We start from the raw sequence: 16,618 nt of genomic DNA on the forward strand, positions 1-16,618 counted from the left end.
CCCGGCGGCCCACCCGTCCCGTACGCCTCCTGATCCGGCCCTGAAGCGGCGGGGCCTCCCCTTCCCCGCCGCAGCCATACGGAGGCGGGATCTCCCCGATCCCGCCGCCGAGGAGAGGCGGGGTTTCCCCGGCCCCGCCTCTTCGACTCACCTCGCCCCTGTCCCCTCTGCCCTATCGGCCCTACCTGCCCCATCTGAGCGCAACACCCCCGTCCCCACCCTCGCCCACCACTTCCCCCGGGCGATACGCGTGCGAAGGAGCCCGCGATGAGCGAGATGATCACCGCGGACCTGGTCGACCTCGACCTGTCCGTTGATACGAAGGAAGCGGCGGCGCGCGCCCTCGCCGAGCGCATGGTCGCCAAGGGTCGGGTCACCGACCTCGACGGCTTCCTCGCCGACGTGGCCGCCCGCGAAGCCCAGATGCCGACCGGCCTGGACGGCGGCATCGGCATCCCGCACTGCCGGAGCGAACACGTCACCGAGCCGACGCTCGCCTTCGGACGCAGCGCGGCCGGGATCGACTTCGGCGCGCCGGACGGGCCCGCCGACCTGATCTTCCTGATCGCCGCCCCGGCCGGCGCGGACGACGCCCACCTCACGATCCTGTCGTCCCTCGCACGCCAGCTGATGAACGCCGAGTTCACGTCCGCGCTGCGGGCCGTGGACGACGCGGCGGCCGCGGCCGCGCTCATCCGCGGGGACGAGCCCCCGGCGCCCGCGGGCGCCCCCGAAAACGCCGTGGCGGAGTCGAATGCGGCGGCCTCCGCCGACTCCGCCACGGACGGCGCGGCCCCGGTGCCGGGTGCGACCGTCGATGACGGACCCGCCCCGGCGCCGGGCGCCACCGATGGTGGTCAGCCGTTCCGCATCGTTGCCGTCACCTCCTGCCCCACCGGCATCGCACACACCTACATGGCCGCCGAGTCGTTGGAGAACGCGGGCCGCGAGGCAGGCGTAGAGGTGGTCGTCGAGACGCAGGGCTCGGCCGGCTTCACCCGGCTCGACCCGGCGGTCATCGCGGCCGCGGACGGCGTGATCTTCGCCCACGACGTGCCCGTACGGGACAAGGACCGCTTCGCCGGCAAGCCGACCGTCGACGTCGGCGTGAAGGCGGGCATCAACAAGCCCACCGAGCTGATCGCGCAGGTGCGCGACAAGGCCGCGCGCGGAGAGGTCAGCGCGGGCGCCGCGCCCGGCACACCGGTGGAGCGCGCCGGTGAGTCCGGCGAGGGCTACGGCACCAAGCTCCGCAAGTGGCTGATGTCCGGCGTCAGTTACATGGTCCCGTTCGTCGCCGCGGGCGGTCTCCTCATCGCCCTCGGATTCGCGATCGGCGGCTACAAGATCAACAAGGCGCCGTCGGTCATGGACCACTTCATGTGGACCCAGATGGACAGCTGGGGCGCGCTGTTCTTCCAGATCGGCGTCGTCTCCTTCGGCTTCCTCGTCCCGGTCCTGGCCGGCTACATCGCCTACGGCATGGCGGACCGGCCAGGCCTCGTGCCCGGCTTCGTCGGAGGCGCGATCTCCCTCACCATCAACGCGGGCTTCCTCGGCGGTCTGGCCGCCGGTCTCATCGCCGGTGGTGTGGTGATCGGGATCCAGAAGGTCAAGATCCCGGCGGCCTTGCGCGGCATCATGCCGGTGGTGGTGATCCCACTGATCTCCGCGGCGATCGTCGGGTTCCTGATGTTCGTGGTGATCGGCAAGCCCATCGCCTCCGCCCAGAAGGGCATGACCGACTGGCTCAACGGCCTCACCGGCACCAACGCCGTCCTCCTCGGCATGATCCTCGGCCTGATGATGTGCTTCGACCTCGGCGGCCCGGTCAACAAGGTCGCGTACACCTTCGCCACCGCCGGTATCGCCGTCGCGAGCCCCAGTGACTCGGCGATGAAGATCATGGCGGCCGTGATGGCGGCGGGCATGGTCCCGCCCCTGGCCATGGCCCTCGCGACGACCGTGCGCGGCAAGCTCTTCACCCAGACCGAGCGCGAGAACGGCAAGGCGGCCTGGGTCCTCGGCGCCTCCTTCATCTCGGAGGGCGCGATTCCGTTCGCGGCAGCCGACCCCCTGCGCGTCATCCCCTCCGCCATGGTGGGCGGCGCGGTCACCGGCGCCCTGTCGATGGCCTTCGGCGCCACCCTGCGCGCCCCGCACGGCGGCATCTTCGTGGTCCCGCTGATCGGCAACCCCTTCCTCTACCTGATCGCCATCGCGGCGGGCGTCTGCGTCACCACGGCTCTGGTCGTCACGCTGAAGGGCCTGCGCAAGCAGGCACCCGAGGGCGGCGCCACCGCGGCAGCGGCCGACGCTCCGATATCCACCAAGGCCGAGTCGAAGGAGCCCGTCGCGGCCTGAACGGCCAACCTTCTGCCCCTTTAGGGCACCTGTGAGTTGTTCACCGCATCTGCGAGATGCGTCACGGTCCGGGACCACGGTCCCGGACCGTGGTGTCTACTGGAGCGCATGCCTGAGCACGTGTCGATCCTCCAGTTGGTAGGCGTGGCCGCACTCGCCCTGGCGACCGTCATCTGGGTCGTCGGCCTGGTGCGCCTTCTGCGCCGCGACCGCTTCGAGGTCGCGGTATGCCGCCACGGCGACAGGCTCCGGGCCATTCCCCACCAGCGCCAGTCGGGCCCCGTCGCGGAGTCCGTCGAACTCACCCCCGAGGAACACGCGGCCTTCGCGGGCCTGGTACGCCAGTTCAGCGACAGCCGCCCGTAGCCCGCGCCCGGCGCTCAGAACCGGCGCGCCGATGTCAGCTGAGTCGCGCCGCGCGCCGTTCCATCGCGTCCCGCGCCGCGTCCTGCGTCGCGTACACCTCGCACATGTGGCGTCGGTCCGGCGTCGCCGTGTGTTCGACCTCCCACAGGGAGATCTCCCGCCCGTCGCGCAGCAGGAACGCGTGCTCGTAGAGCGAGAAGCACAGCCCCGCCTGACCGGCGCGGCAAGGGCGTCCGAAGGCCTGGGTGATCTGGTGGGCGAACGCCTCGCACAGCAGGAGCGACGTGATGTCGGCCCCCGGCCGGTCCGGGTTCTCCGCCCGCCGCAGGAGCCGGCGCGCGTGGTCCGCCGAGTCGTCGGGCACGTAGGCGTGGCGCGGCTCGGGGATCGGTGACAGCTGGACGAGCACCGGCAGTTCGAAGTCCGGGGCGTCCGGCGGCAGCGGGAGCCGGGCCGTGGCGGCGCGCAGCTCCTCCTCGTCTACGTACACCTCGTGCTGCGGGTCCCTGCCGGGCGCCGTGTTGTGCACGAGCTCCCACAGCGTGACCGCCGAGCCGTCGGCGAGCAGCCACGTGTGCCGATACGTCTCGCGGTGCAGCCCCGCGCTGTGGTGCGCGGAGTGCAGCGAACTGTCGTGCGCCAGCGCGCAGTCGAGTCGCCATATCGTCTCGTCGGGCAGCTCGAAGGAGTTCAGGGCGCGACCGAGGAGTCGCGCGAGATGCTCCTCCGGAGACTCGGGCGACTCGGGTGGTTCGTACGCTGCTGTCTCGTACGGAACGCTCAAGGTTTCTCCCGGCGTTGCTGCATGTCACCTTGTGGGTGCATACCGTAGCCCCTCGGTCGGACATCATGTCCGCGAACCGAGAAAACGTACGGATGGAAAACGGACGGGCCGCGCGGCAAGTTCCCACGCGGCCCGCACGGGCGTCAAAAGGTCCTCGTCAGACGGCACTTCCCGCGGTCCACGCGCTCCACGACATGTTCCAGCCGTTGAGCCCGTTGTCCGGCGAGACCGTCTTGTCGGGCGAGTTCTTGACCGTCACGACGTCCCCGATGAGGGAGTTGTCGTAGAACCACTTGGCGGTCGTGTCCCCCTGCGCGCCCTGCACGTCGGCGAGTCCCACGCAGCCGTGGCTGGTGCCTTCCCGGCCGAAGGGCGGATTCCCCCGGTTGTACCAGTAGTTGCCGTGGATGAACGTCCCCGACGACGTCAGGCGCATCGCGTGCGGCACATCCGGGATGTCGTACTCGCCGCCGTAGCCGACCGTCGAGCCGTTCATCCGGGTCTGGACGAACTTCTCCGAGATCACCATCTGCCCGTTGTACGTGGTGTGCTGCGGGCTGCCCGCCGAGATCCGGACCGTCTTGAGGGTCTTGCCGTCCCGCACGACCGTCATGGTCTGCGTGTTGACGTCGACCGTGGAGACCTGGGAGCGCCCGATGGTGAAGGTGACCGTCTTCTTCTGCACCCCGAAGACGCCGTTCGTGCCCTCTACCCCGTCAAGGTCGATCTTCATCGTGACCTTGGAGCCGGCCTTCCAGTACTCCTCGGGCCGGAAGTCGAGCCGCTGCGTCCCGAACCAGTGCCCCACCACCTGCTGCCCGCTGCTGGAGGAGACCGTGATGTGCGACTGCACGGCCTTCTTGTTGCCGATCGCCTTGTCGAAGTTGAAGGAGACCGGCATGCCGACACCGACGGTGGTGCCGTTGTCGGGCGTGTACGTACCGATGAAGCTGTTGCTCGAAGAGACCGTGGTGAAGATGGAGTTGGCCGCCGACGTCCGCCCGCTTGCATCCTTCGCCGTGACCGAAATCTGGTACTTCGTTCCCCGCTCCAGCTGCTCCTTCGGCTTCCAGGAGCCGCCGTTCGCGGATATCGCCCCGGAAACGGCAGTTCCGGTCCCGGCCACCGTCATCTTCACGTCGGTCAGCTTGCCGTCGCTGACCTTCACTCCGGTCGCGTTGATCGACGCGCCCGTCGAACCGTCCTTGGCCGAGATGACGATCTTCGCCGTGGACGTCTTGGTCGCGTTCTTGCCGTCCTTGCCGCTCTCGCTGTCGGCATTGGCGTTGCCGCCGCAGGCGGTGAGGGTGAGGGCGCCGACCATCAGGGCGGCACAGGCCCCCAGTGCGCGCCGCGCTGTTGTGTCCGGCGTTGTCACGGGCTGCTCCCAGTTCTCATGATGTGCGTGATCCGCTCCAGTGCGTGGAGAAAGAGCGAGCCGCGGCGAGAAGGGTTCCCGTGACCCGCGCCGAACGGCATCACGTGACAGAACCGGGACAATCGCCCATCTAGTGGCCCCCGTAGAGCTCCTCGTACGACGGCCACACCCCGCCCGGCCCGTCCACCGACTCGGCCGCGCGCACGGCCCGCACGATCGCGCGCGTCACCAGGTCCGCGCCCGCCGCGAGGATCTCGTTGAGCGCCAGGGGGTTCTCGGCGGCGAGCGCCCGGGCGCCCGTGGCCAGAGCGAACACCGTGTCCCCGTCGTTCAGCAGATGCACCGGCCGCACGGCGCGCGCGATGCCGTCGTGCGCCGTCCCCGCCAGCTTCTGTGCCTGCGCGCGCGTCAGATCGGCGTCGGTGGCGACAACGGCGAGCGTGGTGTTCAGCGGGGGAGAGGCATTCTTCGCGGCCGCCTCCGCGAGCCGCCGCTGCGCCGCCTCGTGCACCTGGGCCGCCGGAAGCGTCGTACGCCCCCGCAGCAACTCGCCGTACAGCGCCCCCGTTTCCGGTTCCACCGCCGAACCCGCCGCGTTGGCCACTACCAGTGCCGCCACCGTGATGCCGGACTCCAGCACGGCGCTCGCCGTCCCGACACCGCCCTTGAAGCGGCCGACCGCCGCCCCCGTACCGGCGCCCACGCACCCCTCGCGCACCGGCGCGCCCGGCTCACTCGCGTCGGCCGCCTCGACCGCGGCCCGTCCCGTGGACGCGTCCGGCCTGGCCCGGAAGTCTCCGCCGCGCCCCAGATCGAAGACGCAGGCAGCGGGCACGACCGGCACGACGTGCGCCGGGTCGGGACCCACCCGTACCCCGCGCCCCCGCTCCTCCAGCCACGCCATCACGCCCGACGCCGAGTCCAGCCCGTACGCGCTGCCGCCGGTCAGCACGACCGCCTCGACCTTCTGCACGAGGTTGCGCGGATCCAGCGCGTCGGTCTCCTTGGTGCCGGGGCCGCCGCCACGTACGTCGACGGCCGCGATCGCACCGCCCGGAGGGGCGAGCACCACGGTGGTGCCGGTGAGCCAACCGTCGCCGGAACGCGTCGCGTGCCCCACTCGCAGGCCCGCGACATCTGTCAGAGCGTCAACTGTCATGCCCCCCAGTGTTCCTTGGTCGTGCGCTTCAGCAGCCGCACGCCTCAGTGGCCGCAGAGCTCAGGAGGCGCACGGAGCGCACAGCGAGCGTGGGGGGGCACGGCTCCTTCCTGCGAGCCCCCGCACCTTCCTATGCGGACCCCGCTCCCTCCCTCACGACCATCCGCGCCGTCAACGTCACCCCGACCGCCACCGCCAGCGCCGAGACGATGCCCGCCGCGAGCACCGCCCAGTCGCCCAGGAACGTGCACAGGATGACCAGCAACGCGGTGGTCGGCAAGACGAGCTGCTGCGCGATGCCCACCTTGAAGTGGCGGGAGTGCAGTACCCAGACGGTGAGGAAGTACAGCGCGGTCGGCAGCGTCACCGCGGCGGACGCCGCGAGCGTCGAGATGTGCGCCTTGCCGACCGCCTGCTCGACCGCGACCTCCAGGCCCGCTCCGATCGCGGCCGCCGAGGCGAAGATCAGGTAGTGGCCGTACCCCCACAGGAACGCCTGCGCGTTGGACCGCAGATGCCCGTGGATCGGCACGACGAAGTAGATCCACCAGGCGGAGAAGACGATCAGCAGCCCGCCCGCGGCGATCGGCAGCAGCTCGCCCAGCGCGTCGTGCTCATCCACGGCCGACTTCACGGCGACCGTGGCCGCGGCGATCGTCTCGCCCAGCACGATGATCGTGAACAGGCCGTACCGCTCGGAGATGTGGTGCGGATGCCAGGAGGTGGTGAAGTCCTTCTCCGCGAACACCGGGACGCACAGCTCGGCGATCGCCACCACCAGGAACACCCACGGGCGGCCGGACTCCGGCAGGAGCACCAGCCCCAGCCAGCCGATCTGGCACAGCAGTACGCCGCCCGCGTACCGCAGCGCCATGGTTCTCTCGGCCCCCTCGGTGGAGCGCGCCACCCGCAGCCACTGCGCGATCATCGCGAACCGCATGATCGCGTAGCCGAGCCAGACGACCACGAAATCGTGGTCCTCGAACGCCCGCGACACCCCGGCCGCGAGCACCAGCACACCACCGATCTGCACGAGCGTGACGACCCGGTAGAGCGCGTCGTCGTTGTCGTACGCCGAGGCGAACCAGGTGAAGTTCATCCAGGCCCACCAGATCGCGAAGAAGACCATCGCGTAGTTGAGGATGCCCTCACCCGCGTGCCCCTCCGTCACGGCGTGCACCAGCTGGATGCCCGCCTGGGCGATGGCCACGACGAAACACAGGTCGAAGAAGAGCTCCAGCGGCGACGCGACCCGGTGCGCCTCGTCGCGACCGCGAGCGGTCATTTTGCGCAGCACACCACGGCCGGCGGGCCGTGGCGTCGCAGCTGGTTCGGAAGTGGAACTGGACGTCATACGGCCAAGCACAGCAGAAAACTTCCGGAAATTCTTGTGAATGCGTTCACAAGCACCCCCGGGCCGAAGGTCTCGAAGGGACGACCAGGTCAGACGGACCAAGGGGAGCCGAGCCCGTCCGGCAGGAGGACCTTCGGTCTCCGATCGGGGACCAATGCGGCCGTCTTCTTCACTGGCGCGCTGTGTCTGTTCATCGGCTTCTACGCGACGCGCCTCGTCGTCTGCTGGTGGTTCTGCGCCCGCCCCGGCGCCGAGGCCCCCAGCTGAGCCGGGTCGGGCCGCCACCACCTCGGCGTACCCTGAACGCATGAGTACCGCCCCCGCCCCCGAACCGCGCGATCCGAAGTCGGCGCTGGTCTTCGACGACCCGCTGAGCCAGCAGTCCTCGGACGACACGGACCGCGGGTGGGGCGAGCAGGCCGACAGCAGCGGCGACAGCGCGGCCGACCTGAAGCGCTTCCTCGACGAGAAGCCGCCCCACCACCTCTGAGCCATATCCCCGAGCCTCCGGGCCCCGGCCCAGAGGCTCGCCGTCAGTCTTGGCTGAGCCCCGAACCGCGCTGCGCCACGAGGGCGTCGCGGATCTCCTTCAGCACCTCCAGCTCGGACACCTCGATGACCTCCTGCGTGCCCTCCTTCGCCTTCTGCCGGGCCGCCTGCGCCGCCAGGTACTTGGACATCGGCAGGACCATAAGGAAGTAGACGACGGCTGCCGTGATCACGAACGTGAGTGTCGCGCTGAGGACCGTGCCCCACAGGATGGGGATGCCGCTCGTGGCCGTGCCCGTCGCCTCGTCGAACTTGCACGGCGACTTCAGACACGAGCTGTACTTGTCGAGGTCCTTGGTCCCGAACGCGCCCACCAGCGGGCTGATGACGCCCTTCACCAGCGAGTTGACGATGTTGGTGAAGGCCGCGCCGATGACCACCGCGACGGCCAGATCGACGACGTTGCCACGCATCAGAAAGGCCTTGAAGCCTTCCCAGACGCCGGGTTGCTTCTTCTCGCTCACCAAGAGGCCCCTCTGCACAAGTTGTGGAACAAACAGCTCCGCAACCTACGGCAGGGCACGCCGGGCCTGTCCAATTCGGTAGCTCGATCGAGGGACTTGACACCAATTCGTCATTCAGCACAGCGTCACCGCCAGCCGTGAGGTGGCGCTCGCGCCGGCCAGCCGTGCCGCCGTGGCCCGCGGGACGGCGAGGACGACCAGCGCCCCGGTCTCGGTGGCGCTGACGTCCGGCACGTCGGTGACCCGTGCCCCGGCCGCGACCACCCGTGCCTCGCCGCCGCTGTCCGCAGCGACGACATCGACCCGGTCACCCGGACGCAACAGCCGCACCGTGGCGCCGTCGGAGATCCGCACCGGCGCCGCCACCGTCTCGACGGCGCGCCGCTCGCGTACAGGAGAGGACGCAGCGGTGGAGGCTGCCGGCGGATGTCCCCGCGTCCGCTCCGCGTCACGTGGGCCCGACGCCACGAGGGCCGCCGCCGTGACCGCGAGCCCCGCGGCCACGGCCCGCCTCCTGTGCCGTGCGAGGCGCCGCAGTTGATACCGCCCGCCGCGCACACGTACGGGAGCGAAGTGCGGCACCTCGCATGTCGGCGGCGCGTCCGCGCCGGGTGGGCGTACGAGAGGGGAGAGCTGAGCCATGGTGACCACCACCTGCGACGAGAGATCGGTTTGCGATCCCACGATGAGGCGTCGCGGCGAAGTCCGCTGGAGCCCGTGGACTACTCGCGAGTTGTGGACATCTCCCTCACCCGAACGGGAAGTTCCCTATGCCCTGGGCCGCCGTCACGGCAGCGTGAACCCCGGATCCATCCCGCCCAGCGCCGTCGTGCACAGACAGTCCCGCGTCTCGTTCGCCGGCAGCCCCGCGACCGCGTCGAACAGCACGCCCCGCAGCCGGTCCACATTCGCGGCGAACACTTTCAACACCTCGTCGTGCGAGACGCCCTCGCCGGTCTCGGCACCCGCGTCGAGGTCGGTGACGAGGGTCAACGACGTGTAGCAGAGCTCCAGTTCGCGGGCGAGCACGGCCTCGGGATGGCCGGTCATGCCCACCACGGACCAGCCCTGCGCCTGATGCCAGAGCGATTCGGCACGAGTGGAGAACCGCGGCCCCTCGATCACTACGAGCGTGCCGCCGTCCACCGGCTCCCAGTCCCGACCGCGCGCCGCTTCGAGGGCAGCCTTGCGCCCGACGGGGCAGTACGGGTCGGCCAGCGACACATGCACCACGTTCGGCACCGTGCCGTCCGGCAGCGGCATCCCGTCGAAGTACGTCTGCGTTCGCGCCTTCGTACGGTCCACCACCTGGTCCGGCACGAGCAGCGTCCCCGGGCCGTACTGCGCGCGCAGTCCGCCCACCGCGCAGGGCCCGAGGATCTGGCGTGCGCCGACGGAACGCAGCGCCCACAGGTTGGCCCGGTAGTTGATGCGGTGCGGTGGCAGATGGTGGCCACGGCCGTGGCGGGGGAGGAAGGCGACCCGCCGCCCGGCGATCTCGCCGAGGAACAGGGAGTCGCTCGGCGAGCCGTAGGGGGTGTCCACCTGTATTTCGGTGACGTCGTCGAGGAAGGAGTAGAAGCCCGAGCCGCCGATGACACCGATCTCGGCCCTGGCCGTCGTCTGCTCCCCGTCCGGGCTCTGTGGATTCTCCGTGTTCGCCATGGACCGCACCCTAGCCGGGCCGGGGAACGCCGAAGACCCCGCCGTCGTGCGACGGCGGGGTCTTCGGCAAGAACGAGTCCTGCGAAGCCTTACGCGGCGGAGCTGCTGGACGAGCCCGTGCCCGACGACTTCGAGTCCGAGGACGACGACGAGGTCGTCGACGACGAGGTCGAAGAAGTCGAAGAAGAGGTCGACGGCTTCGACGAAGCCGGCGAGCTGCTCGACGAGGAGCCGCGGCTGTCGTTGCGGTAGAAGCCGGAGCCCTTGAAGACAATGCCGACGGCCGAGAACACCTTCTTCAGGCGGCCACCGCAGTTGGGGCATTCGGTCAGGGCATCGTCGGTGAACTTCTGCACCGCCTCGAGGCCCTCGCCGCACTCGGTGCACTGGTACTGGTAGGTCGGCACTTGTCTTCCTCCTGGCACTCTCACTCAATGAGTGCTAACGACGGTCCATAGTGACGTATTCCGAGAGATCAGTCCACTGTCACCGGCACTCGGTGACCGACGCCACGTGCGACGGTGCGGCTCGGGGCCCGCGTCGCCAGCCGTGACCGCAGGGCCACCAGGGTCGCCAGAGCCAGTGCCGTACCGGCCATCGGCACCAGGAAACCGGCACCGTCCCAGAGGCGGTCCTCCAGCTGTCCGGCGACCGTGACGGCCGCCGCCTGGCCGAGCGCGACCGCGCCGGTCAGCCAGGTGAAGGCCTCGGTACGGGCGGCCTGGGGCACCAGGCTCTCGACCAGGGTGTAGCCGGTGATCAGGGCCGGAGCGATGCACATGCCGACCAGGAGGCCGATTCCGGCGAGCACGACCACGGAGTGGGCGGCCCACAGCCCGGAGGCGGTGAGCGCGAGGCCCGCGTACCCGAGGACGAGTCGTCGCTGCGGGGACACCTTCCAGGCGATGGCGCCGCAGACGATGCCGGAGAGCATGTTGCCCGCGGCGAAGACGCCGTACAGGACGCCGTTCAGTCCGGGCTCGCCGATCGACTCGCTGAACGCGGCGAGGGAGACCTGCATGCCGCCGAAGACGGAGCCGATGCCCAGGAAGGTGACGATCAGAACGCGCACTCCGGGGACCCGCAGAGCGGAACCGCGCTCCACGCGTGCGTGGCCGTCAAAAGCGACGGAGGGCTGCGTGCTCTTCTGCGCGGCGAAGAGGAGGCCGCCGATCAGGGTCAGCGCCGCCTCGGTGAGCAGGCCCGCGGCCGGGTTCACGGCCGTGCACAGCGCCGTGGCGAGCAGGGGGCCGAACACGAAGGTCAGCTCGTCCGTGACGGACTCGAAGGCCGCGGCGGTGGTCATCAGGGGCGAGCCCTGCAGCTTCACGCCCCAGCGGGCGCGCACCATGGGGCCGATCTGCGGCACCGAGGCGCCGGTCGGCACGGCGGCGACGAAAAGGGCCCACAAGGGGGCGTCCGCCAGTGCGAGCGCCGTCAAGGAGAGGCCCGACAGGGCGTGCACCAGGACGCCGGGCAGCAGGACGGCCCGCTGCCCGAGGCGGTCGGCGAGGCGCCCCGTGAAGGGTGCGAACAGCGCCATGGAGACGCCGGTGACGGCGGCGACGGCGCCGGCGGTCCCGTACGAGCCGGTGGTGTGCTGCACGAGCAGCACGATGGAGATGGTGAGCATCGCGAACGGCTGGCGTGCGGCGAAGCCGGGAAGCAGGAACGTCCAGGCGCCGCGGGTGCGCAGCAGCTGTCCGTATCCAGGGCGGGAGGTGACCGTGGATGCCACGGCCCGTGCCTTTCTGCCGCCTGGTAGCGCGCCCGTGCGGGGGGCGCCGAGAGCTGTCCTCTTGCGCGGAACTGCGGTAGATACCGGCGCCCACTGCGGGGAGAGCGTCACGGCCGCCATACGGTCGGCGCCAGCTCTGCGTCAGGCAGAGTTGGTTCGATCAAGGTGTGCCTTCATCGTACAGGGAAGGCGGGGTCGGTGCCTGTGAAAACGAGCACCACGGCAGCGTTCGCCTGCGAATGCCCATCGCCCCTTAATGTCCCGTTTGCTGTCCCGTTCCGTTGCCCGACGTCCCCAGCCAGCTGGCCAGCTTGCCGCCCTGGCCCACCGCGCGGAGCCGCTTCTCCGCCGAGTCCCGGACCGGATCGGTGGCCACCACGAGCAGCTCGTCGCCGCGCCGCAGCACGGTCGTGGGCAGCGGCACGAAGGACTTCCCGTCGCGCACGACGAGCGTGACGCCGGCGCCGGCGGGCAGCCGCAGCTCGCCCACCTCGACGCCGTGCATGCGCGACCCCTCGGGGATCGCGACGGACAGCAGATGGCCGCGCAGCCGCTCCAGGGGCGCCGATTCGATGCCGAGGTCGGAGGCCCCCGCGGGCTCGCCCAGGCGCAGCTTCCGGGCCAGCCAGGGCAGTGTGGGCCCCTGGACGAGGGTGTAGACGACGACCAGGACGAAGACGATGTTGAAGATCCGGCGGCTTTCCGCGATACCGCTCACCATCGGGATCGTCGCCAGGATGATGGGCACGGCGCCGCGCAGCCCCGCCCAGGACAACAGCGTCTGCTCCTGCCACGGAATACGGAACGGCAGCAGGCTGACGACGACGCTCAGTGGCCGCGCCACCATGGTCAGCACCAGGCCGATGACGAGCGCCGGCCAGATGTCGTCGCCCATCTCGTGCGGGGTGACCAGCAGGCCGAGCAGGACGAACATGCCGATCTGGGCGATCCAGCCGAGTCCTTCGGCGAAGCCGCGCGTGGCGGGCCAGTGCGGCAGCTTCGCGTTGCCGAGCAGCATCGAGGCGAGATAGACGGCGAGGAAGCCGCTGCCGTGCGCGAGCGCTCCGGCGGCGTACGCGACGACCGCGATCGCCATCACGGCGATCGGGTAGAGGCCGGAGGCGGGCAGCGCCACATGCCGCAGCCCGTACGAGCCGAGCCAGCCCACCGCGAGGCCGATGGCCGCGCCGATGGCCAGCTCCAGGGCTATCTCGCCCAGCAGCGCGTACCAGTGCTCGACAGGGCCCGCCGTGGAGAACGCGACGACGAGGATGACCACCGGAGCGTCGTTGAAGCCCGACTCGGCCTCCAGGATGCCCGTCACGCGCGCGGGGAGGGGGATTTTCCGCAGCACCGAGAAGACCGCCGCCGCGTCCGTCGAGGACACCACCGCCCCGATGATGAGCGCCTGCCGCCACTCGAGACCGATCAGATAGTGGGCCCCCGCGGCCGTGACACCGACGCTCACCGCGATACCGACCAGCGCCAGCGAGGAGGCGGCCGGAAGCGCCGGCTTGATCTCCTTCCACTTCGTGCCCAGACCGCCCTCGGCCAGGATCACGACCAGGGCCGCGTACCCGATGACCTGGGTCAGCTCGGCATTGTTGAAGTGGACGTCGCCGATCCCGTCCTGGCCCATCGCGACGCCGATGCCCAGGTACACGAGCAGCGTGGGGAGCCCGCTGCGCGACGAGACCCGGACCGCCGCCACCGCGACGAGCAGGACGAGCGAGCACACGAGCAGGAGCTGGTTGAGGTGGTGGACAGTCAGCGGCTGTTCCCTTCTCGCCAATCCGGGCACGGGATCCGAACACGTCGATCCGAACACCGGACATTGGTTCGTCAGTCCAAGTACTTCATTACCTTACCTAACTCTTGACGCTTTCTTGACACTCCAGTGGGCAAGATCGAACTCTCGTGCGCTCGGTACCCGACTCCGCGTCAAGGCGCGTTGGGCCCTGCGCCTATGGTTGCTCCAGCACTCCAGGACCGCCTGCCGCTCGCGTTAGGACAGCAAGGACAGCGATGCCCCCCAACACCACCGCCTCTTCCGGCCAAAAGCCCGGCAAGTCCGGCAGGAAGAAGGGGCGCAAAGCCCGACTGTTCTTGATTGTCCTGGTTCTTGCGATCATCGGAGGCGTCGCCTTCGGCGCGTACTGGAGCATCAGCACCGTGCGCGCCTCGTTCCCGCAGACCAAGGGCTCCATCACGCTCGACGGGCTGTCGGGGCCCGTCGACGTCAAGCGCGACGGCAACGGGATCCCGCAGATCTACGCCTCGTCCGACGAGGACCTGTTCATGGCGCAGGGCTTCGTGCAGGCGCAGGACCGGTTCTACGAGATGGACGTGCGCCGCCACATGACCTCGGGCCGGCTGTCCGAGATGTTCGGCAAGGACCAGGTCAAGAACGACGAGTTCCTGCGCACCCTGGGCTGGGACCGGGTGGCGAAGAAGGAGTACGACACCAAGCTGTCGGCCTCCACCAAGAAGTACCTCCAGGCGTACGCCAAGGGAGTCAACGCCTACCTGAAGGGCAAGGACGGCAAGGACATCTCCCTGGAGTATGCGGCCCTTGGTTTCACCAACGACTACAAGCCCCAGGAGTGGACCCCGGTCGACTCGGTGGCCTGGCTCAAGGCGATGGCCTGGGACCTGCGCGGCAACATGCAGGAGGAGATCGACCGCTCGCTGATGACGAGCCGTCTCGGCCCGAAGCAGATCGCCGACCTGTACCCGGAGTACCCGTACAGCCGGAACAAGACGATCGTCCAGGAGGGCGAGTACGACAGCGTCACCGGGTCGTACGTCCAGGGCAGCTCCAGCACCGCCTCCTCGACCTCCACGACGTCCACGGCGGGCACCGGGCTCACGGACAACGCCACGGCGCCCTCCAGCCTGCAGAGCCAGCTGTCGGGGCTCTACGAGGTCCTCGACGACCTCCCCACGGCGGTCGGCGTGAACGGCAACGGCATCGGCTCCAACTCCTGGGTCGTCGCGGGCAGCCACACCATCACCGGCAAGCCCCTGCTGGCCAACGACCCGCACCTGTCGGCCTCGCTGCCGTCGGTCTGGTACCAGATGGGCCTGCACTGCACGAGCGTGTCCAGCAAGTGCCAGTACGACGTCTCCGGCTACACCTTCGCGGGCATGCCCGGCGTGGTCATCGGCCACAACCAGGACATCGCCTGGGGCATGACCAACTCCGGGGTCGACGTCACCGACCTCTACCTGGAGAAGCTCACCGGCGAGGGCTACCAGTACGACGGCAAGGTCGTGCCCTTCACGACCCGCAAGGAGACGATCAAGGTCGCGGGCGCCGCGTCGAAGAAGATCGTCGTCCGGGAGACCAACAACGGCCCCCTGCTGTCCGACCGCGACGACGAGCTCGTCAAGGTCGGCAAGAAGGCCACCGTCGACACCGCGGCGCCCGACCGCGGCGACGGCTACGGCATCTCGCTGCGCTGGACCGCGCTGGACCCGGGCAACTCCATGGACGCCGTGTTCGAGATGGACAAGGCGTCGAACTGGACCGAGTTCCGCAAGGCGTCCGCGTCCTTCGACGTGCCCTCCCAGAACCTGGTCTACGCCGACACCGAGGGCAACATCGGCTACCAGCTGCCGGGCAGGATCCCCACCCGCGGCGAGGGCGACGGCTCGCTCCCGTCACCGGGCTGGGACTCCAAGTACAACTGGACCGGCTTCATCAAGCAGGCCGAGCTGCCCTACGAGTACAACCCCAAGCGCGGCTACATCGTGACCGCCAACCAGGCCGTCGTCGACAAGGACAAGTACCCCTACACGCTCACCACGGACTGGGGCTACGGCACGCGCAGCCAGCGGATCACCGACCTGATCGAGTCGAAGATCAAGGGCGGCGGCAAGATCTCGACCGACGACATGCGCCAGATGCAGCTCGACAACAGCAGCGAGATCGCCAAGCTGATCGTGCCCAAGCTGCTCAAGATCGACGTCGACGACAAGAACGTCCGCGATGCGCAGAAGCTCCTCGAGGGCTGGGACTACACCCAGGACGCCGACTCCGCGGCGGCCGCGTACTTCAACGCGACCTGGCGCAACATCCTCAAGCTCGCCTTCGGCAACAAGCTGCCCAAGGAGCTGCGGGTCAAGGGCCAGTGCCTGTACGTCGACCCGGTCGACACCACCGGTCCGGTGGACGACGACGGCGACAAGGTCCGCGAGTGCGGCCAGCGCGACGCGGACCAGGCGCAGCCGGACGGCGGCGACCGCTGGTTCGAGGTCGTCCGCAAGATCATCGACGACCCGAAGAACGACTGGTGGTCGGCGCCCAGGACGCGCACTGACCTCGCGGTCACCGATCGCGACGGGCTGTTCAAGCGGGCCATGAAGGACGCCCGCTGGGAGCTGACCGCCAAGCTCGGCAAGGACATCGACACCTGGAGCTGGGGCCGGCTGCACCGCCTGTTCCTGAAGAACCAGACCCTGGGCACCGACGGCCCCGCGTTCCTGAAGTACATGCTCAACCGCGGTCCCTGGAAGCTCAGCGGCGGCGAGGCGACGGTCAACGCGACCGGCTGGAACGCGGCGGGCGGCTACGGAGTGGTCTGGGTGCCGTCCATGCGGATGGTGGTCAACCTCGGGGACCTCGACAAGTCCAAGTGGATCAACCTCTCCGGCGCCTCCGGGCACGCCTACAGCGCCCACTACACCGACCAGACGGACAAGTGGGCCAAGGGCGAACTGCTGCCCTGGGCCTTCTCGGAGAAGGCCGTCGACAAGAAGACGAGCGACACACTGGTCCTGAAGCCGTGACGCTCC

The 16,618-nt window shown here is 69.6% G+C and carries 14 protein-coding genes; 4 read left to right on the top strand and 10 right to left on the bottom strand.

Annotated elements, in window-relative coordinates; genetic code table 11:
• Positions 1–267 precede the first annotated feature (267 nt).
• Together OIC96_RS28050 and OIC96_RS28055 are read left to right on the top strand one after the other, a co-directional pair.
• Positions 268–2,364 (top strand): PTS fructose transporter subunit IIABC, encoded by a 2,097-nt coding sequence (locus OIC96_RS28050; protein WP_330305186.1) that lies wholly within the window; start codon positions 268–270, stop codon positions 2,362–2,364.
• A gap of 108 nt (positions 2,365–2,472) precedes the next feature.
• Positions 2,473–2,730 carry a hypothetical protein gene (locus OIC96_RS28055; protein WP_330305185.1) on the top strand — a complete coding sequence of 86 codons (258 nt, stop codon included), beginning with the start codon at positions 2,473–2,475 and terminating at the stop codon, positions 2,728–2,730.
• 34 nt (positions 2,731–2,764) lie between these two features.
• On the opposite strand, the gene OIC96_RS28060 is transcribed toward OIC96_RS28055, so the two are convergent.
• From OIC96_RS28060 to OIC96_RS28075, 4 genes are all read right to left on the bottom strand, one after another.
• On the bottom strand, positions 2,765–3,514 hold the full coding sequence (locus tag OIC96_RS28060) for a DUF6227 family protein (protein ID WP_330305184.1): 750 nt from the start codon (positions 3,512–3,514) through the stop codon (positions 2,765–2,767).
• Between the two features lie 157 nt (positions 3,515–3,671).
• A complete protein-coding gene (locus OIC96_RS28065; protein ID WP_330305183.1) occupies positions 3,672–4,892 on the bottom strand; it encodes a L,D-transpeptidase in 1,221 nt (406 codons plus the stop codon).
• A gap of 130 nt (positions 4,893–5,022) precedes the next feature.
• Positions 5,023–6,051 carry a P1 family peptidase gene (locus OIC96_RS28070; RefSeq protein ID WP_330305182.1) on the bottom strand — a complete coding sequence of 343 codons (1,029 nt, stop codon included), beginning with the start codon at positions 6,049–6,051 and terminating at the stop codon, positions 5,023–5,025.
• 130 nt (positions 6,052–6,181) lie between these two features.
• Entirely contained in the window at positions 6,182–7,405 is a 1,224-nt protein-coding gene (locus OIC96_RS28075; protein ID WP_330305181.1) for a low temperature requirement protein A, read from the bottom strand.
• Positions 7,406–7,712: 307 nt separating this feature from the next.
• Between OIC96_RS28075 and OIC96_RS28080 the strand changes: the two genes are divergently transcribed.
• Positions 7,713–7,895, top strand: a complete 183-nt coding sequence (locus OIC96_RS28080; protein ID WP_330305180.1) for a hypothetical protein — start codon at positions 7,713–7,715, stop codon at positions 7,893–7,895.
• A gap of 43 nt (positions 7,896–7,938) precedes the next feature.
• Here the strand turns inward: OIC96_RS28080 and mscL are convergent, their stop codons facing one another.
• From mscL to OIC96_RS28110, 6 genes are all read right to left on the bottom strand, one after another.
• Positions 7,939–8,418 carry a large conductance mechanosensitive channel protein MscL gene (gene mscL, locus OIC96_RS28085; protein WP_330305179.1) on the bottom strand — a complete coding sequence of 160 codons (480 nt, stop codon included), beginning with the start codon at positions 8,416–8,418 and terminating at the stop codon, positions 7,939–7,941.
• 114 nt (positions 8,419–8,532) lie between these two features.
• A complete protein-coding gene (locus OIC96_RS28090) occupies positions 8,533–9,060 on the bottom strand; it encodes a hypothetical protein (protein WP_330305178.1) in 528 nt (175 codons plus the stop codon).
• Between the two features lie 144 nt (positions 9,061–9,204).
• A complete protein-coding gene (locus OIC96_RS28095; protein WP_330305177.1) occupies positions 9,205–10,083 on the bottom strand; it encodes an S-methyl-5'-thioadenosine phosphorylase in 879 nt (292 codons plus the stop codon).
• A gap of 89 nt (positions 10,084–10,172) precedes the next feature.
• Positions 10,173–10,490, bottom strand: coding sequence for an FmdB family zinc ribbon protein (locus tag OIC96_RS28100; RefSeq protein WP_330305176.1), 318 nt, complete (start codon positions 10,488–10,490; stop codon positions 10,173–10,175).
• Between the two features lie 68 nt (positions 10,491–10,558).
• Positions 10,559–11,821 (bottom strand): MFS transporter, encoded by a 1,263-nt coding sequence (locus OIC96_RS28105; protein WP_330305175.1) that lies wholly within the window; start codon positions 11,819–11,821, stop codon positions 10,559–10,561.
• A gap of 253 nt (positions 11,822–12,074) precedes the next feature.
• Positions 12,075–13,622 (bottom strand): potassium/proton antiporter, encoded by a 1,548-nt coding sequence (locus OIC96_RS28110; RefSeq protein ID WP_406501726.1) that lies wholly within the window; start codon positions 13,620–13,622, stop codon positions 12,075–12,077.
• Positions 13,623–13,846: 224 nt separating this feature from the next.
• On the opposite strand from OIC96_RS28110, the gene OIC96_RS28115 reads away from it, so the two are divergent.
• Positions 13,847–16,612: a penicillin acylase family protein gene (locus OIC96_RS28115; protein ID WP_330305173.1), complete on the top strand. Its 2,766-nt coding sequence runs from the start codon at positions 13,847–13,849 to the stop codon at positions 16,610–16,612.
• Positions 16,613–16,618 lie beyond the last annotated feature (6 nt).

It is taken from the genome of Streptomyces sp. NBC_00775 (genome assembly GCF_036347135.1).
GTDB lineage: Bacteria > Actinomycetota > Actinomycetes > Streptomycetales > Streptomycetaceae > Streptomyces > Streptomyces lutosisoli.

Bases quoted from the DNA above. Each gene is read 5' to 3' on its own strand.
- OIC96_RS28075 (WP_330305181.1), bottom strand. From the start codon at position 7,405: ATGACGTCCAGTTCCACTTCCGAACCAGCTGCGACGCCACGGCCCGCC.
- OIC96_RS28070 (WP_330305182.1), bottom strand. From the start codon at position 6,051: ATGACAGTTGACGCTCTGACAGATGTCGCGGGCCTGCGAGTGGGGCAC.
- OIC96_RS28095 (WP_330305177.1), bottom strand. From the start codon at position 10,083: ATGGCGAACACGGAGAATCCACAGAGCCCGGACGGGGAGCAGACGACG.
- OIC96_RS28115 (WP_330305173.1), top strand. From the start codon at position 13,847: ATGCCCCCCAACACCACCGCCTCTTCCGGCCAAAAGCCCGGCAAGTCC.
- OIC96_RS28080 (WP_330305180.1), top strand. From the start codon at position 7,713: ATGAGTACCGCCCCCGCCCCCGAACCGCGCGATCCGAAGTCGGCGCTG.
- OIC96_RS28090 (WP_330305178.1), bottom strand. From the start codon at position 9,060: ATGGCTCAGCTCTCCCCTCTCGTACGCCCACCCGGCGCGGACGCGCCG.
- OIC96_RS28055 (WP_330305185.1), top strand. From the start codon at position 2,473: ATGCCTGAGCACGTGTCGATCCTCCAGTTGGTAGGCGTGGCCGCACTC.
- OIC96_RS28050 (WP_330305186.1), top strand. From the start codon at position 268: ATGAGCGAGATGATCACCGCGGACCTGGTCGACCTCGACCTGTCCGTT.